Raw genomic sequence first — 25,678 nt, forward strand, 5'->3', positions numbered from 1 at the left:
AAATTCAACCGCTTTTTTTATAGTGTATAGTGTAAAGACACCACAAAATTTCTTCCAGGAGATGCAATTCCGGAGGAATAGGTTTTATACCGTTGATCCGTAATATTTTCCAATCCTGCTGTAACGGCAATACCGTCCTTAAATTGATAATGCGTTCGGACATTCAAGGTGTACCACGAAGGTGAAAAAGGATTTCCATTGGAATCTTTGGCATATAAATAATCTTTAGCCTGTTCTGAAGGTGCTAATTGTTGGTATGATAATTCGCCATTAAAGTTCACAAACCCATCAATTTTAAAACGTTGCTTTTGCCATACTACATGCGCATTACCAAAGCGTGGCGCAACATGACGAATAGGAACTTCAATACGGTCGTCTTCTTCCGTACCTCCAATAATATTGTACTGTGATAAGAATTTAACCGATTTTGAAAAATTGATATTTAGTCCCACTTCAAAACCATAAATCCATGCTTTTGATGCATTTTGAATAGCTTGAACCGTACTCATTTCACCATCATATAAAATTTCAGATGCACCGTTTATGGTATAATCTCTTCGAACTAAAGCATTATCTAGAAATGTGTAATACGTTGCTAAATCTAAAATTACCACATCACTAAAGTTTAAGAGTAAGCCCAATTCACCACCATAAGCATATTCCGATTTCAAATTATTATTGGGCAGCACAACACTGCCTGGTTCAGAATCGAAAACCTTACCAATATCATCAACATTTGGCGCTCTAAAAGCGGTTGACGCATTCAATTTCCATTGTATCATGTTGCTAGGCATCCAGCTAATACCAGCTGTTCCCGTAAAGGCACCCGAATTAATTTCAGCTGTATTAAAAGGCAAGTTTAAATAGGCATTGTTTTCTGTGAAATCAGCTTTTGTTAAAACCTGATTATAGCGGATACCGGTTTGAAAAATAAGCTCGGAAGTCGGCTTGTATTTCAAACTCGTATAAGCAGCTAATGATTGCCAAGTAGCACCATCTGGATATCTAGAAACCGTTGGAATGCTAATTCCTGTGCTAATATCCTCTTCGTTACCACTAGAGTTTACCAAATTATACACATATTCGGCGCCATAAAAAAGGGCTGTTTTAGGGCTTAATTGTTTCTCCAAATCCAAGTTTGCCGAAAAAGCATTTACTTGCTCTTCCCTATTGTTTTTTATAACAGATTGAAAATCCCGATCATGACGACTTTCCTTAAAGTGTTGAAATGCAAATGTAGCTTGAGCTTTATCATATAACATAGATTTGCTATTGGACTGCGTAACTTGCAAATTACTCATAAACCATGCTTGCGGACCATAGTACCATTCGGCCGCTCTTAAGTTTCCATTTTTATATCGGATCAGTCTATCATAACGCGGATAATCTGACGTGGTAGAATAATAGGCTCCAAAATCTACAAGCAGGTCATCGTCAGCTTCAAACCGGACTTTTTGAATGGCATGAAATTGATTGAAACCAGTTGGTTTTTGAATTTTAGAATTTTCATTTATAATCACCTCATCTATACCGTTGACGGTTTGTACGTATTCCGGGCGTAAATAGTCTGTTGGGCCATGACTTCCCATTCGTAAATCGTCAAAATCACTATAACTAATACTGGTTAAAAACGCCCATTTTTTTAGTCCAAAATTAATATCTACATGACCTGTTTTTTCATTGTTGGCTGTTGCATATCGCGCTAAAGTATGACCTTTAATATAAATCTCATCTTTATAAGATAACTGTGGTTTTTTGGTATAGAAACCCATTACGCCTCCTATGGCATCACTACCATAAACTACAGAACCTGCTCCTAACGTAATTTCCGTGTTTTGAATACTTAAGGGATCTATAGAAATAACATTTTGAAGGTTTCCACCTCTAAAAATGGCATTATTCATCCGAACACCATCAACGGTAATTAAAAGTCTGTTAGTTGAAAATCCACGAATCATTGGGCTTCCACCTCCTAACTGACTTTTTTGAATATAGACATTTCCGGTTTCCTGCAGTAAATCAGCACTTGTTTGTGGGTTATCAAATTGGATTTCTTTAGCTGAAATATTGACAATCTTTTGAGGAATATCGCGTTTACTTTGCTCGAATTTTGAAGCTGAAATTACAACCTCATCTAGTCCAACACGACCTTTTAATGTGATGACATTATTCTGAATTTGATTTTTGGGCAACTCTAAAAGATGGTAATTATCAGCTTGAAATTCTAGGATATCTTGACTAGAAAACGCATCCAAATGGGCCTCACCATTTAGATTTGTGATTACAGATTCAGTCGTATTTGAAATGATAACACCAGGAATTGGTAAGTTGGTATCTGTTTCTAAAACTGTTATTTGCTGGGCTTGACTAAAAAACACGCAAAGCAAACACAAACTGAAAACAAATTGAACTTTCATAAAATGAGGGTTAATTGGTATTTATCTAAACACTTGGTTAAATATTTGCAGAGATTTTGGTTTTCTAAAATACCCCAAGTGTAACTCGTAATATTGCATAAGCATATTAAGGAAAGCTTGGCGTTGTTCTGCTTGTAATTTAACTGTATTTAAGGCATCAAAATTCATGCCTAACAACTCTTTTAATAAGATATTGTTTTCAGCTGAAACCGCATATATATGGGTTTTACTCGGTTCAAAATATCCCGATTGCAAATTAAAAACACCTGTTTCTACATGATCAGTATCTGGATAAAAACCCAAATATTTAGTGAGCTTTAAAAGAAATAACAAATGAAAATTAGCATAATTGGGTTCAGAGTCCAACCATTGTAAAGCGGTTTCCAAATAATCGAAAAGTAGATTATTCTGTTCTTCCTCTTTTAACACATTGGCTAATACTTCTGATAAAAATAACACGATACTACTCTTTATAACGTTGGTGTGGAGTGTGTTATAAATAAAACTCGATTTCACTTCTTTTATATAATGAAGCGACTGATTGGGCTTATAGATTTCTACAATTTCAATCTGCGACAATAACTGGTAATAGGCAATGGATCCAGAGCGTTTACTTTTAAACGCACCGCGGATTAAATAACTAGACAAACCTCTGTGTTGCGTATAACAGTTGACTATTAAATCATTATCACGATATTTGATTTTTGATAGTACAATGGCTTTTTCTGATGCAGACATTAGCGCACAACCATTACTTTAATAACCTTTGTTTCAAAGGTATCCAAATCGGAAAGCATTACTAGATAAACACCTGTTTTTACAACATTATTTGCTAGGTTATTACCATTCCAATACGCAATTCCACCATCAATTTCTAAATTGTAACCTTTGTATCTTGAGTTGGTTCTGGATTGGGCTTCAGCCACCAAATTCCCTTCAATATCGGTAATTTTAATATTGACGTTTTCAGAAATATCTTTAATTTTTACTTTTTCTTCTGTGATATTAAATGTTGGTCGCACAGGATTTGGATATACATAAGCATTTGCCAAGGTTTGTTGGGTTTCTGAACTACCAGAACCGAAGGATACCAGACCATTTCGAGTCGCAAAATACACATCACCATTTATCTCGTCTATTGAAATATCCGTAATGTCATTACTTGGTAACGGTGAATTATCTTTTGTAAAATGACGAATGGTATTTTGACCATCAGCTGAAAAATAAAAAACCCCCGAACCAATGGCGGCAATCCATTTGTTATTAGCACCATCCACTTCAATATCGGATACAAACTGCTGATATAATAATTCTTTTGGGACACCATCTTCCAAAATGATAATATCTTGAACCTGCGGATTACTTTCCGAAAAGAAACTAGTAGTATTATATATAACACGTAAACCATTACTGGTTCCTATCCATACTTGATTGTTTTTATCCATGGCTACAGATGTCACATAGGGTGTTGGCATGTTTTGACTGTCTTCCACTATGTTTTTAAATTCGCCGTTTCCACTTAAGTTTAACCCAATTATCCCAGCACTATAGGAACCAAAAAATACGTTCCCCGATCGATCAAAAACAATATCTGAAAACCCTAAATTACTAGTGGGTGAATTTATTATATTTGTTAGATCATATGATGTCCAGAAACCATCTTTAAATCTATTTAAAGGGCTTTCAACACGTCCGTTGGTAACCCACAAGGCACCTTCTCGATCGTAATCTGCAGTCAGTGTCAAACATAATTCGGCTGCAAAAGGGACAATGGTACTATTGTTTTCGTCGTATATACCCATAATTTCATTATTTTGAATATCCAATAATCCCGAATAATATGAGCTGATATAAACTTGTTCAGGATTAAAAGGGTTAATGGCTATATCAGATAAATAAAAAGGAATTTGTACAGCTGCTAAAATAGAATCGTAAGGCTTATTAATCCATTGTTCATTTTTATAATTACTTAAACCAGTTCTAGCAATGCCCCCAGCAAAACTAAAAGAAGCTGAAAAGCCTCCAAATGTGCACCAAAGATTACTGTTTTCAATTTCGACAGAAAAAACTGTGTTTAACAATGGTCCATCCGGATGGATTTCATTAAAATTTGTTAAATCGTTTAAATTAGTTTCTAAAATTCCAAAACCAGGTTTTCCTTGATTAAAAATATTTTTGGTCCCAATATAAAGTTGATTGTCATTAAAAATTGTAGCACATGAAAATTCAGTTGGATAGTCTGCAGTGGGATTTACTACAGCTATTTCACTAAATTCATTATCGTAAATGAACGCTTTATTCTTTTCAGTAACTAATAATTTATTATCTACGCTCGTCATATCATTTGGTAATGTATTATACCTAATTAAAACAGAAAACAGATTATCTTCACCAATCCTATATAGATAATGGTCATTTCTTATTGTGTACAAATTATTTTCAACTTCTTGAATAAACCGATAATTTCCTGCTCGAATCCTATTCCACTCCTGAAAATCAATTAAATCTGGACTTGATATTAAAGCCTTTCTAACACCTCCATTATCATAACATGCTGCGTAAATAAAATCATTGTAAACAGCGGTTTGGTTAACCTGTATTTGAGAACCACCGTCTCCTATAAAATAGGTGTCACCAAATTCCAAATTCTCTAAATCGTACACTGAAATACCATAATCCGTGGACACATATACGAGATTATTTACCACATTAAAATGATTAATTCTTTTCCTATCTGGCGGAATATTTTGCTTGTCTTTAATATCTACAATACTTAAAATATCAACATCATCTTCAAAAAATAGTTCCATTAATCCATTCTCAAAACCAACAAGCACTAAACCATAAGCCTCACTGTAATAAATTGTGGTGATTAGCTCCCCAGATAACCCATTAATGGTAGTAATTTGTTCCATTTCTCGCGAAACAGTATCAAAACTAAAGATGGCATTATCTGATGCGACATACATTTTAGTTTCACCTCTTGAAACACTCTGAATATTTAGAAATGAGAAATGCCCTTTCCAATCTGCTGAATAATCTTGGCTAAAAACCATATTAGACACTAGAAAAAGTGCTAAAATAAAAAATAGCTTGTTTTGAATTATCTTCATTAAAGTTCGGTGTTTTTTAAAGCGTATAGTTTAAACCAAAAATACTATATTTTATTGTATTTTTGGTTTTATTAACTAGGCTTATTTAATGTTATTTAGCAGTCCTATATTTTTATTTTTATTTCTTCCGCTTGTATTGTTTGTCTATTTTTTAACACCTAAAAAATTTAAAAACTTTACACTTTTAGCTTTTAGCCTTGTTTTTTATACGTGGGGAGAAAAAGAATTAGTCCTGCTAATCCTACTATCAGCGGCTGTAGATTACATTAGCGGTTTAATTATCAGCAAAGGAAAAAGGAAACTTGGTTTATATATTTCTATTACATTTAATATATCCATTCTACTCTATTTTAAGTATGCCAATTTTATTTCCAGTAACCTAATTAGCCTTTTAGAAGGTTTTAATATGAGTCCAGAGGGTGCTTTAAATTTCTCCAATATTGCGCTGCCAATAGGTATTAGTTTTTACACCTTCCAAACCATGTCTTATACCATTGATGTCTATCGCGGTCAGGTAAAAGCATGTAAAAATTTTATTGATTTCGCAACTTATGTCACTTTATTTCCACAACTCATTGCTGGTCCAATTGTAAGGTATGCTGTAATTGAAAAAGAGTTAAAAAGTAGAACGGTAACCACATCGCTTTTCTATGAAGGCGCAGAACGTTTTATAATTGGTCTTTCTAAAAAAATGATTATCGCCAATAATTGTGCGGTTTTGGCAGACGCCATTTTTAATTTACCACCATCTGAATCTTCTATGCTTATTGCTTGGCTGGGAACTATAGTTTATAGTTTTCAAATTTATTTCGATTTTTCAGGATATTCTGATATGGCAATAGGATTAGGCAAAATGTTTGGTTTTAATTTTCCCGAAAACTTTAATTACCCCTATATTTCGAAATCCATCAGAGAATTTTGGAGACGTTGGCATATAACACTTTCAAATTGGTTTAAAGATTATTTATATATTTCCCTTGGAGGAAGTCGAGAAGGCAAATGGCGCACCTACACCAATTTAATTATTGTATTCTTTGTTACAGGCTTATGGCATGGTGCTAATTGGACTTTTATATTTTGGGGACTTTTCCATGGTTTATTTATCATCATTGAATGGAATTTTAAAGACACGGATTCAAAGCGCCCGGCGTTTTTATCGCATTTATATTTTCTTTTCGTTTTAAATATTTCTTGGGTGTTTTTTAGAAACGACACCATGACTGATGCGTTCCATTATTTGATGACCATGTTCAATTTCTCACTTGAAACCAATACAGCTTTTTTAAGCTTTTATTTAACCAAAGAAATGTTAATTGTACTATTTGCCGCACTTTTACTATCCACACCAATTTATAAAAAGATAGTTTCTGGTGTTTTTAACTCCAACCTAACATCGGGCACTAAAAACATGTTTTTACCATTAAAATTAATTGGTCTTTTTATTCTCTTATTTATATGTTTCACTTACATAGCAACCGATTCTTATAACCCGTTTATATATTTCCGCTTTTAATGAAAAACAAACAAAACATATTACATTGGCTTTTTATTATCATTTTTATAATGATGATAGTAGCACCTAATGTGGTTATGTTTTTCAAATTGGAAACAACGGAAAATAATGAAAATAGAGCTTTTCAAGAAGTACCAAATTTTGATTTAAACCAACCAATCCATTCCCTTACTGAATTTAAAAATTACTACACAGAAAACTTCGGATTAAAAACCACATTGGTAAACAACTATATTGATTTTAAATCTCATACGCTTCAAGAAACTCCTATGCCAAATAAAGTGGTAAAAGGTTTAAATGGCTGGTATTTTTTAGGAAACAGCTATAACAATTCACTTAATAATGCCTTTGGAAACAATACTTTTAATACAGAAGAACTCCAAGAAATTAGTAGAAGAATTTTAGAACTTAAAACCTATTTAAACAACCATAATATTGCATTTTATATCGTTGTGCCACCTAATAAAAACACGGTTTACAGGGAACAATTACCATACCAATTTAAGGTCTATGAATCCAATTTAAGTGTCTTAAAAAATTATTTAAAAGCACAAATAAATTTCGAAATCATAGATTTAACTAGGTCAATGATAGCCGAGAAAAACACCAATCAATTATACTTAAAAACAGATTCCCACTGGAATGAATTTGGTGCATTTATTGGTTATCAAGAAACCATGAAGACTATAAATAAAGATTATGCGATTCCAACTGTTACCCTAGAAGATTATAACATTCAAGTTAAGCCCGTTAAGCAAGGTGATATTATAAAAATGATTAATCTGAATATAGAAGAAACTGCGCCAACACTTACAAAAAAAGCATCATCAATTAATGCTGCTAAAAACAACCATGCTAACCCGAAGCTTTTTATGCATTATGATTCATTCTCTTATAATTGGATGCCCTATTTTAATGAAAGTTTTCACGCTATTAATTATGTGAAAAATTACACTGTAAATAAAAAACAGATTGAAGAAGAAAAACCTGATATCGTAATTTTCGAAATTGTTGAACGAAATATAGATGTTCTGTTTAAGAAAAAAAGCCTCCTAGAAAACTAGGAGACCCTTTATATCCAAGTGTTTCATTAATTTAAACAACACCTTGAGCGAGCATGGCATCGGCTACTTTTACAAAACCAGCAATATTTGCTCCTTTTACATAGTTTATATAGCCATCATCTTGTTTACCATAGGTAACACAAGATTCATGAATAGCATCCATAATATCATGTAATTTATCATCTACCTCTTCGCGAGTCCAATTATAACGCAATGAATTTTGGCTCATCTCTAAACCTGATGTAGCAACACCTCCAGCATTAGATGCTTTTCCTGGCGCAAACATAACTTGAGCTTTTTGAAAGGCTTCAATGGCTTCTGGTGTTGCAGGCATATTTGCGCCTTCAGCTACAACAGTCACTTTATTTTTAATCAACGTATTTGCTTCCGCTTCATTTAACTCATTTTGAGTGGCACACGGCATAGCAACATCACAAGCCACTGACCATGGCCTGTCACCACTATAGAATTTAGCAGATGAATATTTAGTTAAGTAATCACTAATACGTCCTCTTTGAACATTTTTAATGTCCATTATATAAGCTAGTTTTTCCGCATCAATTCCGGCTTTATCATGAATATAACCTGAAGAATCAGACATTGTTACAACCTTACCTCCTAATTCCGTAATTTTCTCGCAAGCATATTGGGCAACGTTTCCAGAACCCGAGACTACTACCGTTTTACCTTTTAACGAATCGCCTTTAGTAGCTAGCATGTTTTGCGCAAAATATACACAGCCATAACCGGTGGCTTCTGGACGAATTAATGATCCTCCAAAAGAGATTCCTTTACCAGTTATAACGCCCGTAAATTCATTACGCAATCGCTTGTACTGACCAAACATAAAACCAACCTCACGACCTCCAACACCTATATCACCGGCTGGAACATCTGTATTTGGACCAATATGCCGAAACAATTCAGACATAAAAGATTGGCAAAAACGCATAACTTCATTATCACTTTTTCCTTTCGGGTCAAAATCTGACCCACCCTTCCCGCCACCCATGGGCAAGGTGGTTAAAGAGTTTTTAAACACTTGTTCGAAACCTAAAAACTTTAAAATACTTAAGTTTACAGATGGATGAAAACGCAACCCTCCTTTATAGGGTCCAATAGCCGAGTTGAATTCCACTCTAAATCCTCTATTTACTTGAGTTTGTCCTTGATCATCAATCCAAGGAACTCGAAATACAATAGTACGCTCCGGCTCCACCATCCGTTCTAACAACATTTTTCCCTTATATTTAGGGTTTTCTTCAATAAAAGGAATTACAGCTTCCGCAACTTCGTGTACAGCTTGTAGAAATTCAGGTTCATGGCCATCTTTCTTTTTTACCAAGTTTAAAAAAGTGTCAATTTTATCTTTCATTTATGTTTTACTTTAAAAAATTTTATAATAATTAGTTATATAGCTACAAATATACATTATCTTTAAAAAACATCGTTTATTTTTTTATTATTCATAATTGTAACATCTTTAAAATAATTTGTTTTTTTAAGAGTTAATTACATACATTTATACTCGTAATTGCGAAATAAATTTGGGTAGTTACGTCTATTTTATATATTTGTTAGTAATTTGCTCTAAACACATGAGAATCAGACTATGCTCAAATTGAAACTATTACCTGTTTTTATACTCCTGTTTGCTGGTTTGCATTCCGGATATTCGCAATTAGGATTTTCACATGAAATAGGTGCCATTGTTGGACCTGTTCAGTTTAGATCGGATTTTGGTGTTCGTAATCATGAAGGCACCAACTACGGAAACTCCGGTTTTGGTATTGGTATTGTTCACTATATAAATTTTGCCTACAGAGCAGATTGTAACTGTTATTCTACAGACACTTATTTTAATGATCACTTTAAATTACGAAGTGAAATATCTTTCAATAAAACAAAATTAGATCACCATGGCCAATGGGCAGAAGGTAGTGGCGAAAATGCAGAAAAACTACGAAGACATACTGGTGAAGCAAATAATTTTGACATTGGTATGCAACTGGAATATTTCCCGTTGAGCATTAGAGAATTTCAATCTTTTAGTTACCGATTAGCGCCATTTATAAGTCTTGGTGCTCACTATACCTCGTATAACCCTAAAGCCTATACTACATATGTTGATCCCGCCACTGGCATAGCAGATAACAATATTCTTAATGCTAATAATTTTTGGGACGCTTGGGAGCCAGGCTCTATCAATCCCTCTTCAGGAAGTGCTTGGTCCATGGTAACGAGTGTTGGTGTGCGTTACAAATTAACCACATTATCAGATTTAATGCTAGATTTACGACTACAAACGTATTTTAGTGACTGGATAGATGGTTTAAATCACCAATTAGAATCCAATAAAAACAACGATTATTTGCTTTGGCTTAACGTTGGATACATTTATTATTTAGATTAAAAAAGAAACCTTCCACCGTCTAAAAAAGCTACCTAAAAGTGTCCAGGTATAGCTAAACGCTATCAAAGTTTTTAAATTTTGAAACCCTAATATTTCAACTGCGCTTAATGTGACATTTAAAGTAAAATTTGACATTTTAGATAGCCACTTTCTTTTCTTCTGATTCGTTAACCGATAGCCTGTTTTAAATCGGCAATTAAATCGTCTATATCTTCAATCCCAACACTCAACCTTATTAAGGAGTCTACAACGCCTGTTTTTTCACGTTCTTCTTTCGGAACACTCGCATGGGTCATACTAGCCGGGTGTCCAGCCAAGGATTCCACACCACCTAAAGATTCCGCTAAAGTGAAAATTTTCAACTTTTCCACAATTTTTATAGCGTCTTCATAATTATTCCCTTTCGTGGTAAATGAAATCATAGCGCCAAAATCTTTCATTTGTGTTTTGGCAATCACATGGTTTGGATGATTTTCAAATCCTGGCCAATACACGTTTTCTATTTTAGCATGTGTGCTTAAATATTCAGCAACCGCACGACCATTTTCACAATGACGTTGCATTCTAATATGCAATGTTTTGATACCTCTTAAAACTAAAAAACTATCCTGCGGACCACAAACAGCACCACTGGCATTTTGAATAAAGTATAATTTATCAGCAAGTTCTTTATCTTTTACAGCCAAAACACCCAATACCACATCACTATGACCACCCAAATATTTGGTTGCAGAATGCATAACAATGTCAGCTCCTAATTCCAATGGCTGCTGTAAATAAGGTGTAGCAAAGGTATTATCTACTGCTAATAACAAATTATGCTTTTTGGAAATTGCAGCACACGCCTTAATATCAATAATATTCATCATTGGGTTGGTTGGTGTTTCTAACCAAAGCAGTTTTGTGTTGGCATTCACATAGTTTTCAATTGTATTGGCATTTTTCATATCAACAAAATGAAAAGTAATACCGAATTTCTTAAATATAGATGTAAACAATCGATATGACCCACCATATAAATCGTTTGAAGAAATAACCTCATCACCCGGCTCCAACAACTTGATTACGGCATCAATTGCTGCCAATCCCGAACCAAAAGCCATTCCGTAATTACCATTCTCAATACTAGCAACGGCGTTTTCTAATGCACTCCGGGTTGGGTTCTTACTGCGTGAATATTCAAATCCTTTATGTCCTCCAGGCGTGCTTTGTGCATACGTTGTTGTTTGATAGATTGGTGGCATCACGGCACCATAAGCTGGGTCCAGTTTTTGCCCACCGTGAATTGTTTTGGTATTGAATTTCATCTTTTATAGTGTTCATTGCAAAGTTTTATTAAATATAAAACTTCATGTATGATTAAATAATATTTTCATAAAGTTAGGGTTTAATTCGGTGTATTCAAATGCAATAATTATCTTTAATAATTAATTAACGCACTATCTTTATGCAACGCTCAATTGTACTCTTATCTCTTATTTTTCTTATTTTTTCGTGTGAAGATGAAGAAACAAAAATCACATTTTCAGAAAAAAACTTTACCACCAATCAAAACAAGATTGTTGAAATAAATATACCTCAAGCAGAAGGCGTTGAAACTGTAAAAAACAACATCAATGCATCTATAGAAGCTATGATTAGTGCAAGTTTAAATTTGGATGAAGATTCGGTTGCAAAAAATATGTCCATTTCAGAAAGCATCGACAAATTTAATTCAGAATACGCAAGTTTTAAATCTGAATTTCCTGAAAGTGCTTTAGAATGGGAAGCACAAATTGATGGTGAAATTATGTATCAATCTGAAGCCGTTATTTCTGTTGTTATTACCAATTATCTCAATACAGGAGGTGCTCATGGCAGCTTGGTTGTTTCGTTTTTAAATTTTGATGCCTTAACAGGTCAATCACTTAAAAACGAACAATTATTTAACGATATGAATGCCTTTAAAACAGTGGCAGAGGATTATTTTAACGATCAAATAGCGGACAAAAAAGAACTCTATTTTGAACCTGATAACTTTGTCCTCCCTCAAAATATAGGCTTTAATGATACCGGCGTTATTCTACTTTACAACAGTTATGAAGTAGCGCCATATTCCACAGGTTTAACCGAATTCACCATTCCTTTTGATGATTTAGTACCATATTTAAATTTTATGTAATAAAAGGCTAGATTCACTTTCACCTTTACACCCAAACAAAGCGACTGGCTATAATCTTGTTTTTTTCTATAAATGGGATTACTTTGTGCCGTATTCTTAAAACAGCCTTTATATTTATGAAAAAAGTTTACTTTCTAAAAACCTGCAATACCTGTACACGTATAATTAATAGCATCAATTGGCCTTCTGGCTTTGAGTTTCAAGATATAAAACAGGACGCTATAACGGTTAAACAGCTTGAAGCCATGCAGAAACTATCTGGTAGTTATGAAGCACTTTTTAGCAAGCGTGCAAAACTGTATAGCGAAATGGATTTAAAAAATGCTAACGTAACCGAAGCTGATTATAAACAATATATTCTAGAACACTATACCTTTTTAAGCCGACCAGTTGTTATTTTTAATGATCAGATTTTTATAGGGAATTCCAAAAAGACAATAGAAAATTTAAAGGCAGCTTTAATTGAATAATACACGGGTTATTGCGCTTATTGCCGTTTTCTTGATTCAGGTTATTTATGGTTTTAACTTCACCTTTACAAAATGATGTCCTAGATGCAGACCATATAAAACCCAATTTTCCCTGCACCATTTAAAGGCATCTGTAGTTAGTTTTTGTATACGCAACCTATTATTGCTTACAATTTCGCCATATTAATAGGCAGTAACACCATGAATGTGGTAAAACTTGTAGCTGCAGGATTTATAATTACTAGTGTTTATTTAGTAACTAAAAAACCAAAATTAAATATTTAAATGCACGGGCTTTTTGCTTCCTACGCGTGTGTCTTCTTTTGTTAAATACTTGAAATTTTTTGTCTTCGGAAACGTCTCGGCTTGCTCTAATAACTCCGCAGGTAAATCGACTAATTTTCGTGTTTTTAAATCCATCCAAGCACCAAGCATTTCACAATGTGCTATATTTTCGCCTTTATGGTTGTAGAAATTATGGTCGAATTTAAAAAACATACCAGCTTCACTCAATCCAGAAACTTCCAAACTTACCGTTAATGGTTTTCCCATAAACACTTCTTTAAAATAATACATGTGTTCATAAAAAACCACTGGACCAATATTAAAATGTGCAAGCTCCTTCATAGAAAACCCTTTTTCAATTAAAAAAGCCATTCGCGTGTGACTCATAAAATTGGTATATGCACTATTTGCTAAATGTCTGTTGGCATCCACATCGCTCCAACGAATTTCGAATTGTTTGGTATACATTTTTATAAAAAAATTAGTTACAAAATTACATAAATCTACTTGCTACGCATAATATTCGCTCACAGTTTTCTAAACCTTCAGTTTTAATTACCTTTGTGCAACTTTATTTAAGAATTATGATACATTCAATGACTGGTTATGGGAAATCTGTTTTACAGTTACCAACCAAAAAAGTAACGATTGAAGTAAAATCGTTAAATAGTAAAAACCTAGATTTGAATGCCAGAATGCCTTCAATTTACAGAGAAAAAGAATTGAGTTTACGCAAGTTAATTGGTAATCAATTAGAACGTGGTAAGATTGATTTCTCTATTTATGTGGAAATGACTGGCGAAGAAACCAGCACACAAATTAACAAACCAGCTGTAAAACAATATATGAAGCAGCTCAAAGAATTGGTGGATGGTGATGATACGGAACTGCTAAAAATGGCTGTACGTTTTCCAGATGCGTTAAATACCGAACGTGAAGAAATTGATGAAAACGAATGGAACCTTATTTTAAATGAAGTAAAAATAGCTTTAAAAAATATTGACACCTATCGTTTGGATGAAGGGAAAGCTCTAGAATTGGATTTTAGAAATCGTGTTCAAAATATCGCTGATATTTTAGAAGACATTATTGCCATGGATCCAGACCGTATTGAAGGTGTTCGTGAGCGTTTACGCAAAGGTGTTGAAGAATTGAAAGAAAAAGTTGACGAAAATAGATTTGAGCAGGAACTAGTTTTCTACATCGAAAAATTTGATATAACGGAAGAAAAAGTGCGCTTAAAAAACCATTTAGATTATTTTATTCAGGCTTTAGATTCTGACGATTCCAACGGTAAAAAATTAGGATTTATTGGTCAGGAAATGGGTCGTGAAATCAATACCATTGGATCCAAAAGTAATTATGCACCTATGCAGAAATTAGTCGTGCAAATGAAAGATGAATTGGAGAAAATAAAAGAACAACTCTTAAACGTACTATAATAGATAATCCTTTTCTATCCGTTTTTAAAATAAAATTACTTTGACACAAGAAACCAACAACCATACAGGTAAACTTATTGTATTCTCTGCTCCTTCAGGATCTGGAAAAACCACTATTGTCCGTCATCTTTTAGGGTTAGACGCTTTAAATTTGGAGTTTTCTATTTCTGCTACCTCTCGTGAAAAACGCGGTGACGAAATAGACGCTAAAGACTATTATTTTCTGTCGGCTCAGGAGTTTAAAAACAAAATTAAAGCGAATGAATTTCTTGAATGGGAAGAGGTATATCGTGATAATTTTTATGGCACTTTAAAAACGGAAGTGGAACGTATTTGGGCGCAAGGCAAACATGTGATTTTTGATATTGACGTCTCTGGCGGTTTACGTATTAAGCGGAAATTCCCAAAGGAAACTCTCGCTGTTTTTGTAAAACCACCCAGCATTGACGAATTAAAAATTCGACTAAAAAAGCGTAAAACAGAAACAGACGATAAAATAAATATGCGGATTGCTAAAGCATCTGCAGAATTAGCAACAGCACCCCTTTTTGATGTTATTATTGAAAATGATAACTTGGAAAAAGCATTGGTAGAAGCCGAAAGTTTGGTTTCTAATTTTTTAAAATCTTAAATAAAACCCATGAAAATAGGCTTATACTTCGGAACCTTTAACCCTATTCATATTGGACATCTTATTATTGCCAATCAGCTTGCTGAACAAAGTGATTTGGATCAAATTTGGTTAGTTGTTACACCACAAAGTCCGTTTAAAAAGAAACAATCCTTATTAGATAATTACCAACGTTTGGAAATGGTTTTTCGCGCCACCGAAGAGTATGACAAACTCCAACCAAGCGATATTGAATTTGCATTGCCACAACCCAATTACACGGTAAATACTTTGGCACATTTACAGGAAAAATATCCTCATCATGAATTTTCCTTAATTATGGGTGAAGACAATTTAAAAAGCTTTCACAAATGGAAAAACTACCAAGTTATTTTGGATAATCATGATATTTACGTCTATCCTAGAATTTCTGAAGGCATCATTGAAACCCAATTTGATGGCCATAAACGCATTCATCATATAAATGCGCCTATTATAGAACTATCTTCTACATTTATCAGGCAATCTATAAAAGACGGAATCAACGTAAAACCCATGTTGCCTCAAACCGTTTGGCAGTATATTGACGAGATGAATTTTTATAAATAAATCCTTTCAACCAACTATAAAACAGGAATTTCAATACTATTTATAGCCTGCTCATAAACCATAATATCAGCCTGAATTACAGTTGTATTTGGCTCCATCGTTTCCTTAAACAGCTTTTGATAATAGCCCACACCTTCTAATAAATTAGCTTTAAAGATTGTCCATTTTTTAATTTGCTTCGCGGATAAATCATCTGTAAACATGGCTATGTCATTCTTTAAATAATCCACATACATTTTCAGCTCTTTTACAAACATATTCGGTCTGTAAGTATCCGATAAAACGGATGTTTTTCCATAAATATGCTTAACCATTTGTGCCAATGAAACCTCTTTATCGAAATAAGCTAAATTGGGTCCCGGACAAATTACCACACCTTGCTGTTGCCCTTTTATAGGCATATCATTTTCCAGATAAGATGCATTGGCAAGACCAACACAAAGACAGGCTTTTTCAGTAATTTTGTTTTTTGTCATTTCAAAAACAGTAGCCGTCAACGTTTCTTTTTTCGCCTCCAATTCCTCCAATTTTACATCCTGATATTTTTTGGATGCCGTACAAATACCTTCTGGCCCAAACTCTTTACTCAAGGCTAAAAACTTTTTAGGACAGGAACTTCCCGCTTTGTTGTTATCAATACGGGTTTGCTTATAAAACTCGTTAGAGGTTCCCTTAATGGTATTAAAAGGCACGCCTAATGGCGAAATACCGCTTAAATACAAATCGGATTCTTTAGCTTCTGCCAATAACTTGCGTGTTTCGATGTCCACAGATGTAGCTTCTGGAACTAATAAAAATGGACTGCCCCAACCTACAGAATCTACCTGATAATTGTCAATTAAAAAATCGTGTTCCGCAGCCGTACCAACACCACCTTGAACGGTTATTTTTATATCTAATGGCTTTTCTGGGATATACAACGCTTTATCTGTTAATGCTTTTACAAAAACGTTATGTGTGTCTTGTATTAGTTCTGATTTTTTGCTTTTAAATTCTTCTAAAATGGGTCCCAACAAATGCCCGTCTGTAGCAAAGGCATGACCACCACAATTTAAACCAGATTCAATTCGGTATTCAGACACCCAAAGACCCCTTTTAGCTAAAAATTTCCCCTGAATTATAGCAGAACGGAAATCGCTTACTTTTAAAATAATTTTCTTTTTAATCTGATTTTTGGCATTGGGATAAAAATCGATGAAATTTTCAAAATAACTATACAATCTTGGGTTCATACCTGCCGAAAGCACCACAGACGAACTTAAATTACTATTAGCAAAACCGCGAAGTGATGCGTGTGCATCATTAAATTCTACTGGTAATTGTTCCGATTTAATAAAGTTTTCTTTATCAATTTTGGTCATGATATTCACATCAATTTCACCAGCCGATAAATGAGAGTCTACATAGTTTTTAATGCTATCTTTAAGCATCAAACCTTCATCTAACAAATTTGAAAGTCCTTGTTTGATGTTGGACTTATTGGGAAGCATATCTATAAAATTCTCTAAAGCCGATTTACTTTCTGAAATTTCTTCTTTAAATTTTACAAACTTATTTTTAACAATGGTATCAACCAAGTTTAAATATGCTGTAATACGTTTAGCACGATAATCGTCCACCTTTTTAGAAATTTCCTGATAAGGCAGACTAAATTTTTCACTATAAAAAGCGTTCATACGTTCTAAAAGCTCATCGTCAATAATTGAAATTACAGACGAAATCCCGTATTGCGCCACACGAATAGGGCTATCTATGGTATAGGCTAAACCCATAACAGGAATATGGAAATTATGTGTGTGGTTGGATGCTCTCATGATGTGTATTTTAAAAAATAATTAAGCCGCAAAAGTGCTAAATGTAAACTTCCTAAAAGATGATAAATATCATACCTTTTAGTCTTTTATTATTTTAGATTAGAAAATTTTAAAAACAATTGTTGATATACGTCAAGCCTTTACCTTTCTGCATTTATCTTTTCAGAAGAAATATGTACACCAATAGGTTTTAATTATTACTTTTAAAAACTGTAACATGTACCTATCTATTTCATGTTCTGCAATCTGCCATAAAACCACCGCATGACTACCTTCCCTGTTTCTGCCTCAACTCTCTCTGAAACCGCTTTAGGCAACTTCATAAAAGACACGTATCAACTAGCGGCAAATTTTAGCTGTAAGTTATACCGAACAGGTTTAAACCATACCTACTTTATTACAGATGGGCAAACCACTTATGTTATTCGGGTTTACTGCTATAACTGGCGAACAAAAACGGAAATTCAGGAAGAATTACGTTTATTAAACCAACTTAAAAACAACAACCTTTCGGTTTCATTTCCTATTGCTGACAAAAATGGGATCGTAATTCAAGACATTCAAGCACCAGAAGGACTGCGCCATGTGGTACTTTTTTCCTTTGCTAAAGGGGTGACAAAATTCGCGTTATGAAACCAGACACCTGTTTTGCTATTGGCGAAATTATGGCCAAAATTCATAATGAAACCGAAGGACAGAATTATGAACTGTACAGCCCAAACTTTGATTTTAAAAATAGTGGGTAAGATTTTCGTTCCGAAAATCCGCTAACAAAAACCCGCACTTTTCATTCACAAAACCGTTGGATTAAATTTAACAGTATCATTAAAAAGTAAACCTAATTGTTTACTTTTTTTATTTATTGTAAACATATAAGATTACTTTTTTATATATTTGTAAATGCATATGTTTACAATTTTATTATTTTGTAAACTTAAAGCTTTACAAAAAATGAGAAATAAGCACAAACTTTTAATTGAGCAGTTAGACCAAAAGCTTCGTCCATTCGCTGAAACCCGAAAGATCATGGTTCCACAACGCGGATGGATAAATACAATTAGAACATCTCTCAATATGACAATGGCACAACTTGGCGCCAAATTAAATATAACACGACAAGGTGTAAAAAGAATTGAAGAAAGTGAGGCTAATGGTTCCATAACGCTCAAATCTTTAAAAGATGTAGCCCATGCACTGGATTTAAAATTAATATATGCACTAGTGCCAATAAATGGGACCATCAACGATTTAGTTGAAATAAAAGCAGAAAATCTGGCCAGAAAGATTGTATTAAGAACCAATCAAAATATGAAATTAGAAGACCAAGGAATTGGCGATGAAAAACTAGCTAAAACAATAGAGGAACTGGCTAGTGAAATAAAACGCGAGATGAAAAAATCATTATGGGATTAGAATTTGATTATAAAGTAGGACAAACACCTTTAGACGAAGTTGAAAAGGAGGGTCTTAAAATGAAGTCAATTACTACGCAAGGGGAACTGGATGAATTTGAGCAATTGAATATTGAAAAAGCTGTCGAATGGACCATTCATACAAAATTGAAACCTGAAAAAATTTTAACGGAAAAATTTGTAAAAGACTTACATAAAAAAATGTATGGCGATGTATGGAAATGGGCAGGTGAATTCAGAATGACTGAAAAAAACATTGGAATCCCTTGGACACAAATTGGAATTGAATTAAAAAATTTACTGGACGACACGAAATACTGGATAGAACACAAAACTTTTCCGCCTGAAGAAATAGCTATAAGATTTAAACATCGCATAGTATCCATTCATTGCTTTCCAAATGGAAATGGAAGGCACTCCCGAATGATGGCTGACATTATTATGGAATCCATATTCGGGAATGACATATTTACTTGGCATCAATCAAATACGGTAAAAGCTAGCGAAACACGAAATAAGTATATAAAATCCTTGAGAGAAGCTGATAATGGTAATTTTACATCGTTAATTGAATTTGCAAAAAACTAAAATTAGCTTAAACTGAAAAAGATGCTGAACTACAACAAAATATTTCTGATTAGAGAATCTTATTCTAATCGTCCATTTAGAGGTGTTATTGAAAATTTTGATTTGGCCGAACCTAAAATTTCAAGAGGAGAAAAACACATAACAGAAACGGTTACGGTAAAACATATAATGGGTGGACAAACCCTTTATGATATAATTTGGACAACCAATGCTTTTCCGCTAATAGTTAGCGAAAGAGTAATTAGGTTATTTAAATCAAATGGAATTACAGGTTGGAAAACATACAATGTTGAAATTCGCTCAAAAAAGAATGAATTGATTGACCAAAATTTTTTCGGACTTATTATAACTGGTCGCTGTGGCCATCGAGATTATTCTAAAAGCTCAATAGTATTAAGCAAAATTGGAGTGTACACCAAACCTCACATTAAAGGTTTTTATTTTAACGATGATTCTTGTGACGATTCTGATTTATTTATGAGTAACCCAGATGACGAAGGACATTCAACTATGCATCGTTTTTGCTCACAAAATGTTGTAAACCTATTTCAAAAAGAAAAAATAAAGAATATTAATTTTGAAAACCTAAATGAGTCAACATTGGCAATTGAATTACACCAAATACCCCTGACTGACAAACAAAAATCTGAAATGGAAAAATTAAAAACCAACGGTAAGTAATGAACAACTCCTATTTAAATCAAGTAAACGTTTATTCCAAAGAATATTCTGCAACCAATTTCACAAAATCCAAAGAACTAATCATGCCTACTATATTTCCTTCGTCCATTACAACCATGTGGTGTACGTCGTGCCTCAGCATCATTTTAGCGGCCGCATTAGCGCTTGAATTCATATGGACTACATGAACTCTAGATGATGTCATGACATCTTCCACAGTCGTGCTTTCTTGAACATCTTTATTCATATCCGTCGTGGTGACAATACCGCGTATAATCATCTCCGTATCTAATATGTCTTTGGAATAGGATATAATGGGAATAGCATTAATTCCTTTATCCTTCATTCGCGCTCTTACCTCAATAACACTGTTTTCTCCTTTAGCTGTAATAACTGGTGCTGACATAAAATCTTTTACTTGTATTTTCATAAACTCTTGGTTTAAATTTTATAATACTAAAAGCAGAAATAACCATCCACTCGCCATAATTGTAAATATAAGATTATGTGAGCCTAATTCATATGATATTAATCATATTAAGTTGAATAGACAATGTAGAAAATAAAGAAGTAGCAACTAAAACACTTTTTAGCTTTTTCTGTTGTATGCTTCCACAGTTGATAAAATGAGATGTGAATTAAACAGGCGACGTTTTAAGCGTTTATCATTCAAATGTTCGACCTATGCTTGACCTACCTAAAAAACAAAAGCCTTTACATTTCTGTAAAGGCTTTGTCTAACTGTGCTCCTCCTCTTAGGCTCGAACTAAGGACCCTCTGATTAACAGTCAGATGCTCTAACCAACTGAGCTAAGGAGGAGTGTTATCGCTTTTGCGAGGGCAAATATATATATATTTTTAATTACAACAAAACAAGATTTGATTTTTTCTGAAAAAAATTTTCATCTTTATTGTCATTCAAAAATCGCTTTGTAAATATCATTTCCATTTGCAAACAACACCAAGGATATAAGTAGTATGAAACCAACTAGTTGCGCATACTCCATAAATTTATCGCCCGGTTTTCTACCCGAAATCATTTCGTAAATTAAAAACATAACATGACCACCATCCAAGGCAGGAATCGGCAATAAATTTAAAACACCTAACATAATAGATAGGAAAGCGGTAATAGCCCAAAAAGCTTTCCAGTTCCATGATGGTGGAAACATATTTCCAATGGCTGCAAATCCACCCACTTGAGCTGCACCTTTTTTCGTGAAAATGTATTTAAACTGTGCCAAATAATCCTTAATAGTCCAATAACCTAATGCGGCCCCTTTAGTAATACTTTCGCCAAAGGAATAATCCTTATGGTTAATTTTTACATAGTCTGGATCGGTTCCTTTGGTTATTATACCAATAGTAGCATCATCACTTGGAGTTACTTTTAAAATTTCATTTTCGCCATTACGTTCTACAACAAGACTTACTTCTGGTGCTTGTGTGTTTTTCAGTACAAAAGACAAATCCGTTAGGTAATTTATTTCTATTCCATTAATATTAACTAATTTATCCGTAACCAAAAGTCCTGCTTTTTCAGCTGGGGAATCTGGCACAATAGAATCTAATACAAATGGTGTTCGTGGTGCCATGGCAGGTAAATCGCCAGCCTCAAACAACTGCGTTCCTATATCTTCTGGCAATGTTAGCGTTTCGGTAACTCCGGATTCACGTTCTACTTGTATTTCTTTAACATCTCTAAATAGTAAGTGGGACGTAATATCTGTAACTTCAGAAAAAGGCTTGCCGTCTACCGATACTATTTTGTCACCTTGTTGGAAACCGTATTGCTCCATAGTTTTAGTAACACCAAAACCATATTTAATATCGTCCTTAGTTGTGTAGTCCGTTCCCCAAACAAACAATATCATCATATAAATAACGAAACCTAATACGAAGTTTACAAATACACCACCAAGCATAATTATTAAGCGTTGCCATGCTGGCTTGGTTCTAAATTCCCATGGTTGTGGTGGTTGAGCCATTTGTTCCTTATCCATGCTTTCATCAATCATTCCAGCAATTTTTACGTAACCACCTAATGGCAACCAGCCGATTCCGTAAACGGTATCGCCAATTTTTTTCTTGAATAATGAAAACTTAATATCGAAAAACAGGTAGAACTTTTCTACACGTGTTCCGAATAATTTTGCAGGAATAAAATGACCTAATTCATGTAAAACAATAAGAATAGACAGACTTAAAAATAATTGTGCTGCCTTTATTAATATAATTGTCATAAGAGATTCTTCTTTTTATAGCGCACAAAAGTAGTGTTTTAACACCATTTAGAAAACTATAAGCGCTTTATTGCTATTTTTTTAACACGGTTTTGTTTATAATACCACTATTCGTTTCAAACTTAACAAATAGTATTCCAGAAGCGTAGCCGGAAAAATCCATGCTAGAACTCCATGAACGCGTTTCCAAAAGCTGCCCTAATGCATTGTAAATTTTCACATTATTAATCTGCAAGCTTTCTGGCTTCTGAATATGAATCCTATTAGAAGTTGGATTTGGATACACCATTAAATTGGCTTCTAAATCAAAGTTTTCCGTGGATAGTGTTACCGAATTGTTTTTGGATATGATATCACTTTCAGGATCAAAAAGCACATCAGCAACCGTAAAATTGACGGTTTTTAAAAAGCCTTGATTATTACTAGTATTATCTAAAATAACATCTAGTGTTTCGCCATTGGTGCCAATCAATCGGACAGGAATTGGCACTTCAAAAAAGCTGACAGACGCATGACTTTGCACTTGAGATACATGTAAATATACCGAAGTTGAAGATGGCTGATTCCAGGATAATGTGTAGGTAGGATACCCTTGATTATAAATCCAATCGTTAAAAAACTCCGTTAAATCTTCACCGGTAGAGGTTTCAACAATATTAATAAATTCATCTGTTTTTGCGTATGCATAAGCATGGTCTGGGTGATTTAAGTAAACATTCATAGCTTGAAAAAATGGGACGTCACCGAGTTTTTTCCGAAGCATATGCACAACCATAGACCCTTTATTATAACTTAACCGACTACTAAAAATACGGTTAACACTGGTGGTATCTGAATCAGACAAATACACAGCACCTCCAGGTTGTGAGGTAATAGAAGCAACGCGCGCTTGTTTAAAAGCTCTGAACTCGTCATTACCATCCAAGTTCTCTACAGCTAATCCAGCTAAATACGTTGCAAACCCTTCATTCAACCAAATATCTTTCCAACTGCCACAGGTAACTTTATTTCCAAACCACTGATGCGCCAATTCATGTGCTATTAGGTTTTGACCAAAACTTCCCATAAAGGAAACCGTTGTATGCTCCATGCCGCCTCCCCAGCCAAATTGAGCATGACCATATTTTTCATCGGCATATGGATAGCTTTCAAAAAGGTTTGAAAACACATTCATAATATCAACTGTAATTGGTGTGCTAGCTTGTGCATAGGCTAAATTTTCTGGATACACATAATTTACAATATCAAATGGCGCTCCATTATTAGCTACTTCGTGAGAATACACCGTATAATTGGTTGCGGCAATAGCAATTAAATAGGCAGGAATAGGATAATTGTGTTTAAATCTTGTGGTTTTATAATTTCCAGAAACCGTCTGGCTTATTTCCAATCCATTGGAAACAGACACATATTCCTCATTATTTGGTGTAAATTGAGGTGTCGTTAAATAAACATCTATGGAGTCTATTTTATCAATTAAGTCCTGTTTGCATGGCCACCACCCTTTAGCGCCATAAGGCTCTGAAAGGGTCCAAATTACCGGTGTTCCACTATGTGTAGTTTGCTCAAATGAACCGAAACCCGAACTTTCCGGATTTCCAAAATAGGTAATCGTCAATGAGTCTAAAACACCTGTATTTTGAATTTGCGGTAAGGTAATAACCACTTCATCCGCAGCATTATGAATAAAAGCCAAACTAGTTCCGCGCTGCGTAATTTGGGAAACCATCATATTATCTGTTAATTCAAATGTAATTTGTGATAAGGCTTCCTTCGCTTCAAAATATGTAGTAACATCTCCCGAAATAAATGCAACAGCTGGATCAACCGTTAAATTTAATCGATGATATTTTACATCGTAATTGCCCGTATTTAGGCTAAAACGTTGATTCATTTTTTTTAAGGCCATTTTGGCTTCAGCCTCTTGAATTTTATTGAAGGATTTTACATAATCCTGCGCCATAAATGGTGTTGCAATTAAAAATAATAGGAGAAATAAATACGGTTTCATGTGCTGGTTTTTAACTAAAATAATAATGAATGTTAAAAATACCACTTAAATCTCTATTCTGTTGTAATTTTGCATCAGAATTGTTCTATTAACAGACTTCAAAAACATTCAGTATGCTGTCATTTTTTAAAGACTACAAGTATTTTGCTATCGTTTTCCTGATTATTTCAATTATAATAATGGCCGTTATTTACAATATTTTAAATGTTGAAAAGCCTTTGCCAATTTACCAACCCGCTATGGTTAATTTTGAATTAGTAGATAGTACCATTCAACACCAAAAAAAATACCATAAAATTGCCGATTTCAGTTTAACCAATCAGAATGGAAAAACCGTAACCCAAGCGGATTATGAAAATAAAATTTATGTAGCCGATTTCTTTTTTACAACCTGCCAGACCATTTGTCCGATTATGACGGATCATATGGTTTACATTCAAAAAGAACTGAAAGATGAACCCGATGTTATGTTACTATCGCACACAGTTACCCCAGAAATTGATTCGGTTGCGCAATTAAAAAAATATGCACTAAAAAAAGGTGTTGATGATTCCCGATGGAATTTAGTAACAGGTGATAAAAAACAAATTTATGACCTAGCACGAAAAAGCTATTTGGCTGTAAAAGATATTGAAGGTTTTGATCCTTATGACATGATTCATACGGAAAACTTCATGCTTATTGATAAAAAACGCCAAATCCGCGGCTTTTATGATGGTACCAAACCAGAAGAAATTAAACGCTTAATTGCTGATATTCACATACTAAAGAAAGATTCTGAATAGTTTTATTAGCACAATTTTTTTACCCTAACTTTTTACATTATTTTTGC

At 33.9% G+C, this 25,678-nt stretch carries 23 protein-coding genes and 1 tRNA gene; 13 read left to right on the forward strand and 11 right to left on the reverse strand.

What is annotated here, in order from left to right; translation table 11 throughout:
- Positions 1–17 precede the first annotated feature (17 nt).
- Genes ACFPH8_RS01880 through porZ form a run of 3 tightly spaced genes read right to left on the reverse strand, consistent with a single transcriptional unit; the run spans position 18 to position 5,530 of the window.
- A complete protein-coding gene (locus ACFPH8_RS01880) occupies positions 18–2,417 on the reverse strand; it encodes a TonB-dependent receptor plug domain-containing protein (RefSeq protein ID WP_376858235.1) in 2,400 nt (799 codons plus the stop codon).
- A 21-nt stretch (positions 2,418–2,438) separates the two neighbouring features.
- Positions 2,439–3,155, reverse strand: coding sequence for a DNA repair protein RecO (gene recO, locus ACFPH8_RS01885; RefSeq protein ID WP_376858236.1), 717 nt, complete (start codon positions 3,153–3,155; stop codon positions 2,439–2,441).
- Positions 3,155–5,530 (reverse strand): type IX secretion system anionic LPS delivery protein PorZ, encoded by a 2,376-nt coding sequence (gene porZ, locus ACFPH8_RS01890; RefSeq protein ID WP_376858237.1) that lies wholly within the window; start codon positions 5,528–5,530, stop codon positions 3,155–3,157. Before porZ ends, recO begins: the two co-directional genes overlap by 1 nt.
- Positions 5,531–5,618: 88 nt before the next feature.
- Between porZ and ACFPH8_RS01895 the strand changes: the two genes are divergently transcribed.
- Positions 5,619–7,043, forward strand: coding sequence for an MBOAT family O-acyltransferase (locus tag ACFPH8_RS01895; protein WP_376858238.1), 1,425 nt, complete (start codon positions 5,619–5,621; stop codon positions 7,041–7,043).
- Positions 7,043–8,107: an alginate O-acetyltransferase AlgX-related protein gene (locus ACFPH8_RS01900; RefSeq protein ID WP_376858239.1), complete on the forward strand. Its 1,065-nt coding sequence runs from the start codon at positions 7,043–7,045 to the stop codon at positions 8,105–8,107. Before ACFPH8_RS01895 ends, ACFPH8_RS01900 begins: the two co-directional genes overlap by 1 nt.
- Before the next feature lie 31 nt (positions 8,108–8,138).
- On the opposite strand, the gene gdhA is transcribed toward ACFPH8_RS01900, so the two are convergent.
- Positions 8,139–9,482 carry an NADP-specific glutamate dehydrogenase gene (gdhA, locus tag ACFPH8_RS01905; RefSeq protein ID WP_376858240.1) on the reverse strand — a complete coding sequence of 448 codons (1,344 nt, stop codon included), beginning with the start codon at positions 9,480–9,482 and terminating at the stop codon, positions 8,139–8,141.
- Between the two features lie 237 nt (positions 9,483–9,719).
- Between gdhA and ACFPH8_RS01910 the strand changes: the two genes are divergently transcribed.
- Positions 9,720–10,520, forward strand: a complete 801-nt coding sequence (locus tag ACFPH8_RS01910; RefSeq protein ID WP_376858241.1) for a THC0290_0291 family protein — start codon at positions 9,720–9,722, stop codon at positions 10,518–10,520.
- A gap of 167 nt (positions 10,521–10,687) precedes the next feature.
- Here ACFPH8_RS01910 and ACFPH8_RS01915 read toward each other — a convergent pair whose 3' ends face one another.
- A complete protein-coding gene (locus ACFPH8_RS01915) occupies positions 10,688–11,827 on the reverse strand; it encodes a cystathionine gamma-synthase (protein WP_248396581.1) in 1,140 nt (379 codons plus the stop codon).
- A gap of 140 nt (positions 11,828–11,967) precedes the next feature.
- Here ACFPH8_RS01915 and ACFPH8_RS01920 point away from each other — a divergent pair, with 140 nt between their 5' ends.
- Complete coding sequence (locus tag ACFPH8_RS01920; protein ID WP_376858242.1) at positions 11,968–12,681, forward strand: DUF3298 and DUF4163 domain-containing protein; 714 nt, start codon at positions 11,968–11,970, stop codon at positions 12,679–12,681.
- Positions 12,682–12,797: 116 nt separating this feature from the next.
- Entirely contained in the window at positions 12,798–13,151 is a 354-nt protein-coding gene (locus tag ACFPH8_RS01925) for an arsenate reductase family protein (protein ID WP_376858243.1), read from the forward strand.
- A 273-nt stretch (positions 13,152–13,424) separates the two neighbouring features.
- Here the strand turns inward: ACFPH8_RS01925 and ACFPH8_RS01930 are convergent, their stop codons facing one another.
- Complete coding sequence (locus ACFPH8_RS01930; protein WP_376858244.1) at positions 13,425–13,904, reverse strand: acyl-CoA thioesterase; 480 nt, start codon at positions 13,902–13,904, stop codon at positions 13,425–13,427.
- 116 nt (positions 13,905–14,020) lie between these two features.
- Between ACFPH8_RS01930 and ACFPH8_RS01935 the strand changes: the two genes are divergently transcribed.
- The 3 genes from ACFPH8_RS01935 to nadD are packed head-to-tail and all read left to right on the forward strand — an operon-like array spanning position 14,021 to position 16,097.
- Entirely contained in the window at positions 14,021–14,878 is an 858-nt protein-coding gene (locus tag ACFPH8_RS01935) for a YicC/YloC family endoribonuclease (protein ID WP_376858245.1), read from the forward strand.
- 40 nt (positions 14,879–14,918) lie between these two features.
- Positions 14,919–15,509: a guanylate kinase gene (gene gmk, locus ACFPH8_RS01940; RefSeq protein ID WP_376858246.1), complete on the forward strand. Its 591-nt coding sequence runs from the start codon at positions 14,919–14,921 to the stop codon at positions 15,507–15,509.
- Positions 15,510–15,518: 9 nt separating this feature from the next.
- Positions 15,519–16,097, forward strand: a complete 579-nt coding sequence (gene nadD, locus ACFPH8_RS01945; protein ID WP_376858247.1) for a nicotinate (nicotinamide) nucleotide adenylyltransferase — start codon at positions 15,519–15,521, stop codon at positions 16,095–16,097.
- A gap of 14 nt (positions 16,098–16,111) precedes the next feature.
- Here nadD and ACFPH8_RS01950 read toward each other — a convergent pair whose 3' ends face one another.
- Entirely contained in the window at positions 16,112–17,911 is a 1,800-nt protein-coding gene (locus ACFPH8_RS01950) for a hypothetical protein (RefSeq protein WP_376858248.1), read from the reverse strand.
- A 264-nt stretch (positions 17,912–18,175) separates the two neighbouring features.
- On the opposite strand from ACFPH8_RS01950, the gene ACFPH8_RS01955 reads away from it, so the two are divergent.
- The 4 genes from ACFPH8_RS01955 to ACFPH8_RS01970 all read left to right on the forward strand — a co-directional run bounded on the left by ACFPH8_RS01955 (position 18,176) and on the right by ACFPH8_RS01970 (position 20,592).
- Positions 18,176–18,544 carry an aminoglycoside phosphotransferase/kinase family protein gene (locus ACFPH8_RS01955; RefSeq protein WP_376858249.1) on the forward strand — a complete coding sequence of 123 codons (369 nt, stop codon included), beginning with the start codon at positions 18,176–18,178 and terminating at the stop codon, positions 18,542–18,544.
- A gap of 318 nt (positions 18,545–18,862) precedes the next feature.
- Entirely contained in the window at positions 18,863–19,324 is a 462-nt protein-coding gene (locus ACFPH8_RS01960) for a mobile mystery protein A (protein WP_376858250.1), read from the forward strand.
- Positions 19,315–19,911, forward strand: a complete 597-nt coding sequence (locus ACFPH8_RS01965; RefSeq protein ID WP_376858251.1) for a mobile mystery protein B — start codon at positions 19,315–19,317, stop codon at positions 19,909–19,911. The genes ACFPH8_RS01960 and ACFPH8_RS01965 overlap by 10 nt, the downstream gene beginning before the upstream one ends.
- 21 nt (positions 19,912–19,932) lie before the next feature.
- Positions 19,933–20,592, forward strand: coding sequence for a hypothetical protein (locus ACFPH8_RS01970; protein WP_376858252.1), 660 nt, complete (start codon positions 19,933–19,935; stop codon positions 20,590–20,592).
- 31 nt (positions 20,593–20,623) lie between these two features.
- Here ACFPH8_RS01970 and ACFPH8_RS01975 read toward each other — a convergent pair whose 3' ends face one another.
- The 4 genes from ACFPH8_RS01975 to ACFPH8_RS01990 all read right to left on the reverse strand — a co-directional run bounded on the left by ACFPH8_RS01975 (position 20,624) and on the right by ACFPH8_RS01990 (position 24,846).
- Positions 20,624–21,022 carry a CBS domain-containing protein gene (locus tag ACFPH8_RS01975; RefSeq protein WP_376858253.1) on the reverse strand — a complete coding sequence of 133 codons (399 nt, stop codon included), beginning with the start codon at positions 21,020–21,022 and terminating at the stop codon, positions 20,624–20,626.
- A 316-nt stretch (positions 21,023–21,338) separates the two neighbouring features.
- Positions 21,339–21,412, reverse strand: a tRNA-Asn gene (locus ACFPH8_RS01980).
- A 94-nt stretch (positions 21,413–21,506) separates the two neighbouring features.
- Positions 21,507–22,835 (reverse strand): RIP metalloprotease RseP, encoded by a 1,329-nt coding sequence (gene rseP / locus ACFPH8_RS01985; RefSeq protein WP_376858254.1) that lies wholly within the window; start codon positions 22,833–22,835, stop codon positions 21,507–21,509.
- A 73-nt stretch (positions 22,836–22,908) separates the two neighbouring features.
- Positions 22,909–24,846, reverse strand: coding sequence for a M1 family metallopeptidase (locus tag ACFPH8_RS01990; protein ID WP_376858255.1), 1,938 nt, complete (start codon positions 24,844–24,846; stop codon positions 22,909–22,911).
- 113 nt (positions 24,847–24,959) lie between these two features.
- Between ACFPH8_RS01990 and ACFPH8_RS01995 the strand changes: the two genes are divergently transcribed.
- Positions 24,960–25,631, forward strand: coding sequence for an SCO family protein (locus ACFPH8_RS01995; RefSeq protein WP_248396620.1), 672 nt, complete (start codon positions 24,960–24,962; stop codon positions 25,629–25,631).
- Positions 25,632–25,678 lie beyond the last annotated feature (47 nt).

The organism is Bizionia hallyeonensis (assembly GCF_042657385.1).
Classification (GTDB): Bacteria; Bacteroidota; Bacteroidia; order Flavobacteriales; family Flavobacteriaceae; genus Algorimicrobium; species Algorimicrobium hallyeonense.

Excerpts from the sequence above, each read along its gene's own strand:
- ACFPH8_RS01880 (WP_376858235.1), bottom strand. The coding sequence starts at position 2,417 with ATGAAAGTTCAATTTGTTTTCAGTTTGTGTTTGCTTTGCGTGTTTTTT.
- recO (WP_376858236.1), bottom strand. The coding sequence starts at position 3,155 with ATGTCTGCATCAGAAAAAGCCATTGTACTATCAAAAATCAAATATCGT.
- porZ (WP_376858237.1), bottom strand. The coding sequence starts at position 5,530 with ATGAAGATAATTCAAAACAAGCTATTTTTTATTTTAGCACTTTTTCTA.
- ACFPH8_RS01895 (WP_376858238.1), top strand. The coding sequence starts at position 5,619 with ATGTTATTTAGCAGTCCTATATTTTTATTTTTATTTCTTCCGCTTGTA.
- ACFPH8_RS01900 (WP_376858239.1), top strand. The coding sequence starts at position 7,043 with ATGAAAAACAAACAAAACATATTACATTGGCTTTTTATTATCATTTTT.
- gdhA (WP_376858240.1), bottom strand. The coding sequence starts at position 9,482 with ATGAAAGATAAAATTGACACTTTTTTAAACTTGGTAAAAAAGAAAGAT.
- ACFPH8_RS01910 (WP_376858241.1), top strand. The coding sequence starts at position 9,720 with ATGCTCAAATTGAAACTATTACCTGTTTTTATACTCCTGTTTGCTGGT.
- ACFPH8_RS01915 (WP_248396581.1), bottom strand. The coding sequence starts at position 11,827 with ATGAAATTCAATACCAAAACAATTCACGGTGGGCAAAAACTGGACCCA.
- ACFPH8_RS01920 (WP_376858242.1), top strand. The coding sequence starts at position 11,968 with ATGCAACGCTCAATTGTACTCTTATCTCTTATTTTTCTTATTTTTTCG.
- ACFPH8_RS01925 (WP_376858243.1), top strand. The coding sequence starts at position 12,798 with ATGAAAAAAGTTTACTTTCTAAAAACCTGCAATACCTGTACACGTATA.
- ACFPH8_RS01930 (WP_376858244.1), bottom strand. The coding sequence starts at position 13,904 with ATGTATACCAAACAATTCGAAATTCGTTGGAGCGATGTGGATGCCAAC.
- ACFPH8_RS01935 (WP_376858245.1), top strand. The coding sequence starts at position 14,021 with ATGATACATTCAATGACTGGTTATGGGAAATCTGTTTTACAGTTACCA.
- nadD (WP_376858247.1), top strand. The coding sequence starts at position 15,519 with ATGAAAATAGGCTTATACTTCGGAACCTTTAACCCTATTCATATTGGA.
- ACFPH8_RS01950 (WP_376858248.1), bottom strand. The coding sequence starts at position 17,911 with ATGAGAGCATCCAACCACACACATAATTTCCATATTCCTGTTATGGGT.
- ACFPH8_RS01955 (WP_376858249.1), top strand. The coding sequence starts at position 18,176 with ATGACTACCTTCCCTGTTTCTGCCTCAACTCTCTCTGAAACCGCTTTA.
- ACFPH8_RS01960 (WP_376858250.1), top strand. The coding sequence starts at position 18,863 with ATGAGAAATAAGCACAAACTTTTAATTGAGCAGTTAGACCAAAAGCTT.
- ACFPH8_RS01965 (WP_376858251.1), top strand. The coding sequence starts at position 19,315 with ATGGGATTAGAATTTGATTATAAAGTAGGACAAACACCTTTAGACGAA.
- ACFPH8_RS01970 (WP_376858252.1), top strand. The coding sequence starts at position 19,933 with ATGCTGAACTACAACAAAATATTTCTGATTAGAGAATCTTATTCTAAT.
- ACFPH8_RS01975 (WP_376858253.1), bottom strand. The coding sequence starts at position 21,022 with ATGAAAATACAAGTAAAAGATTTTATGTCAGCACCAGTTATTACAGCT.
- rseP (WP_376858254.1), bottom strand. The coding sequence starts at position 22,835 with ATGACAATTATATTAATAAAGGCAGCACAATTATTTTTAAGTCTGTCT.
- ACFPH8_RS01990 (WP_376858255.1), bottom strand. The coding sequence starts at position 24,846 with ATGAAACCGTATTTATTTCTCCTATTATTTTTAATTGCAACACCATTT.
- ACFPH8_RS01995 (WP_248396620.1), top strand. The coding sequence starts at position 24,960 with ATGCTGTCATTTTTTAAAGACTACAAGTATTTTGCTATCGTTTTCCTG.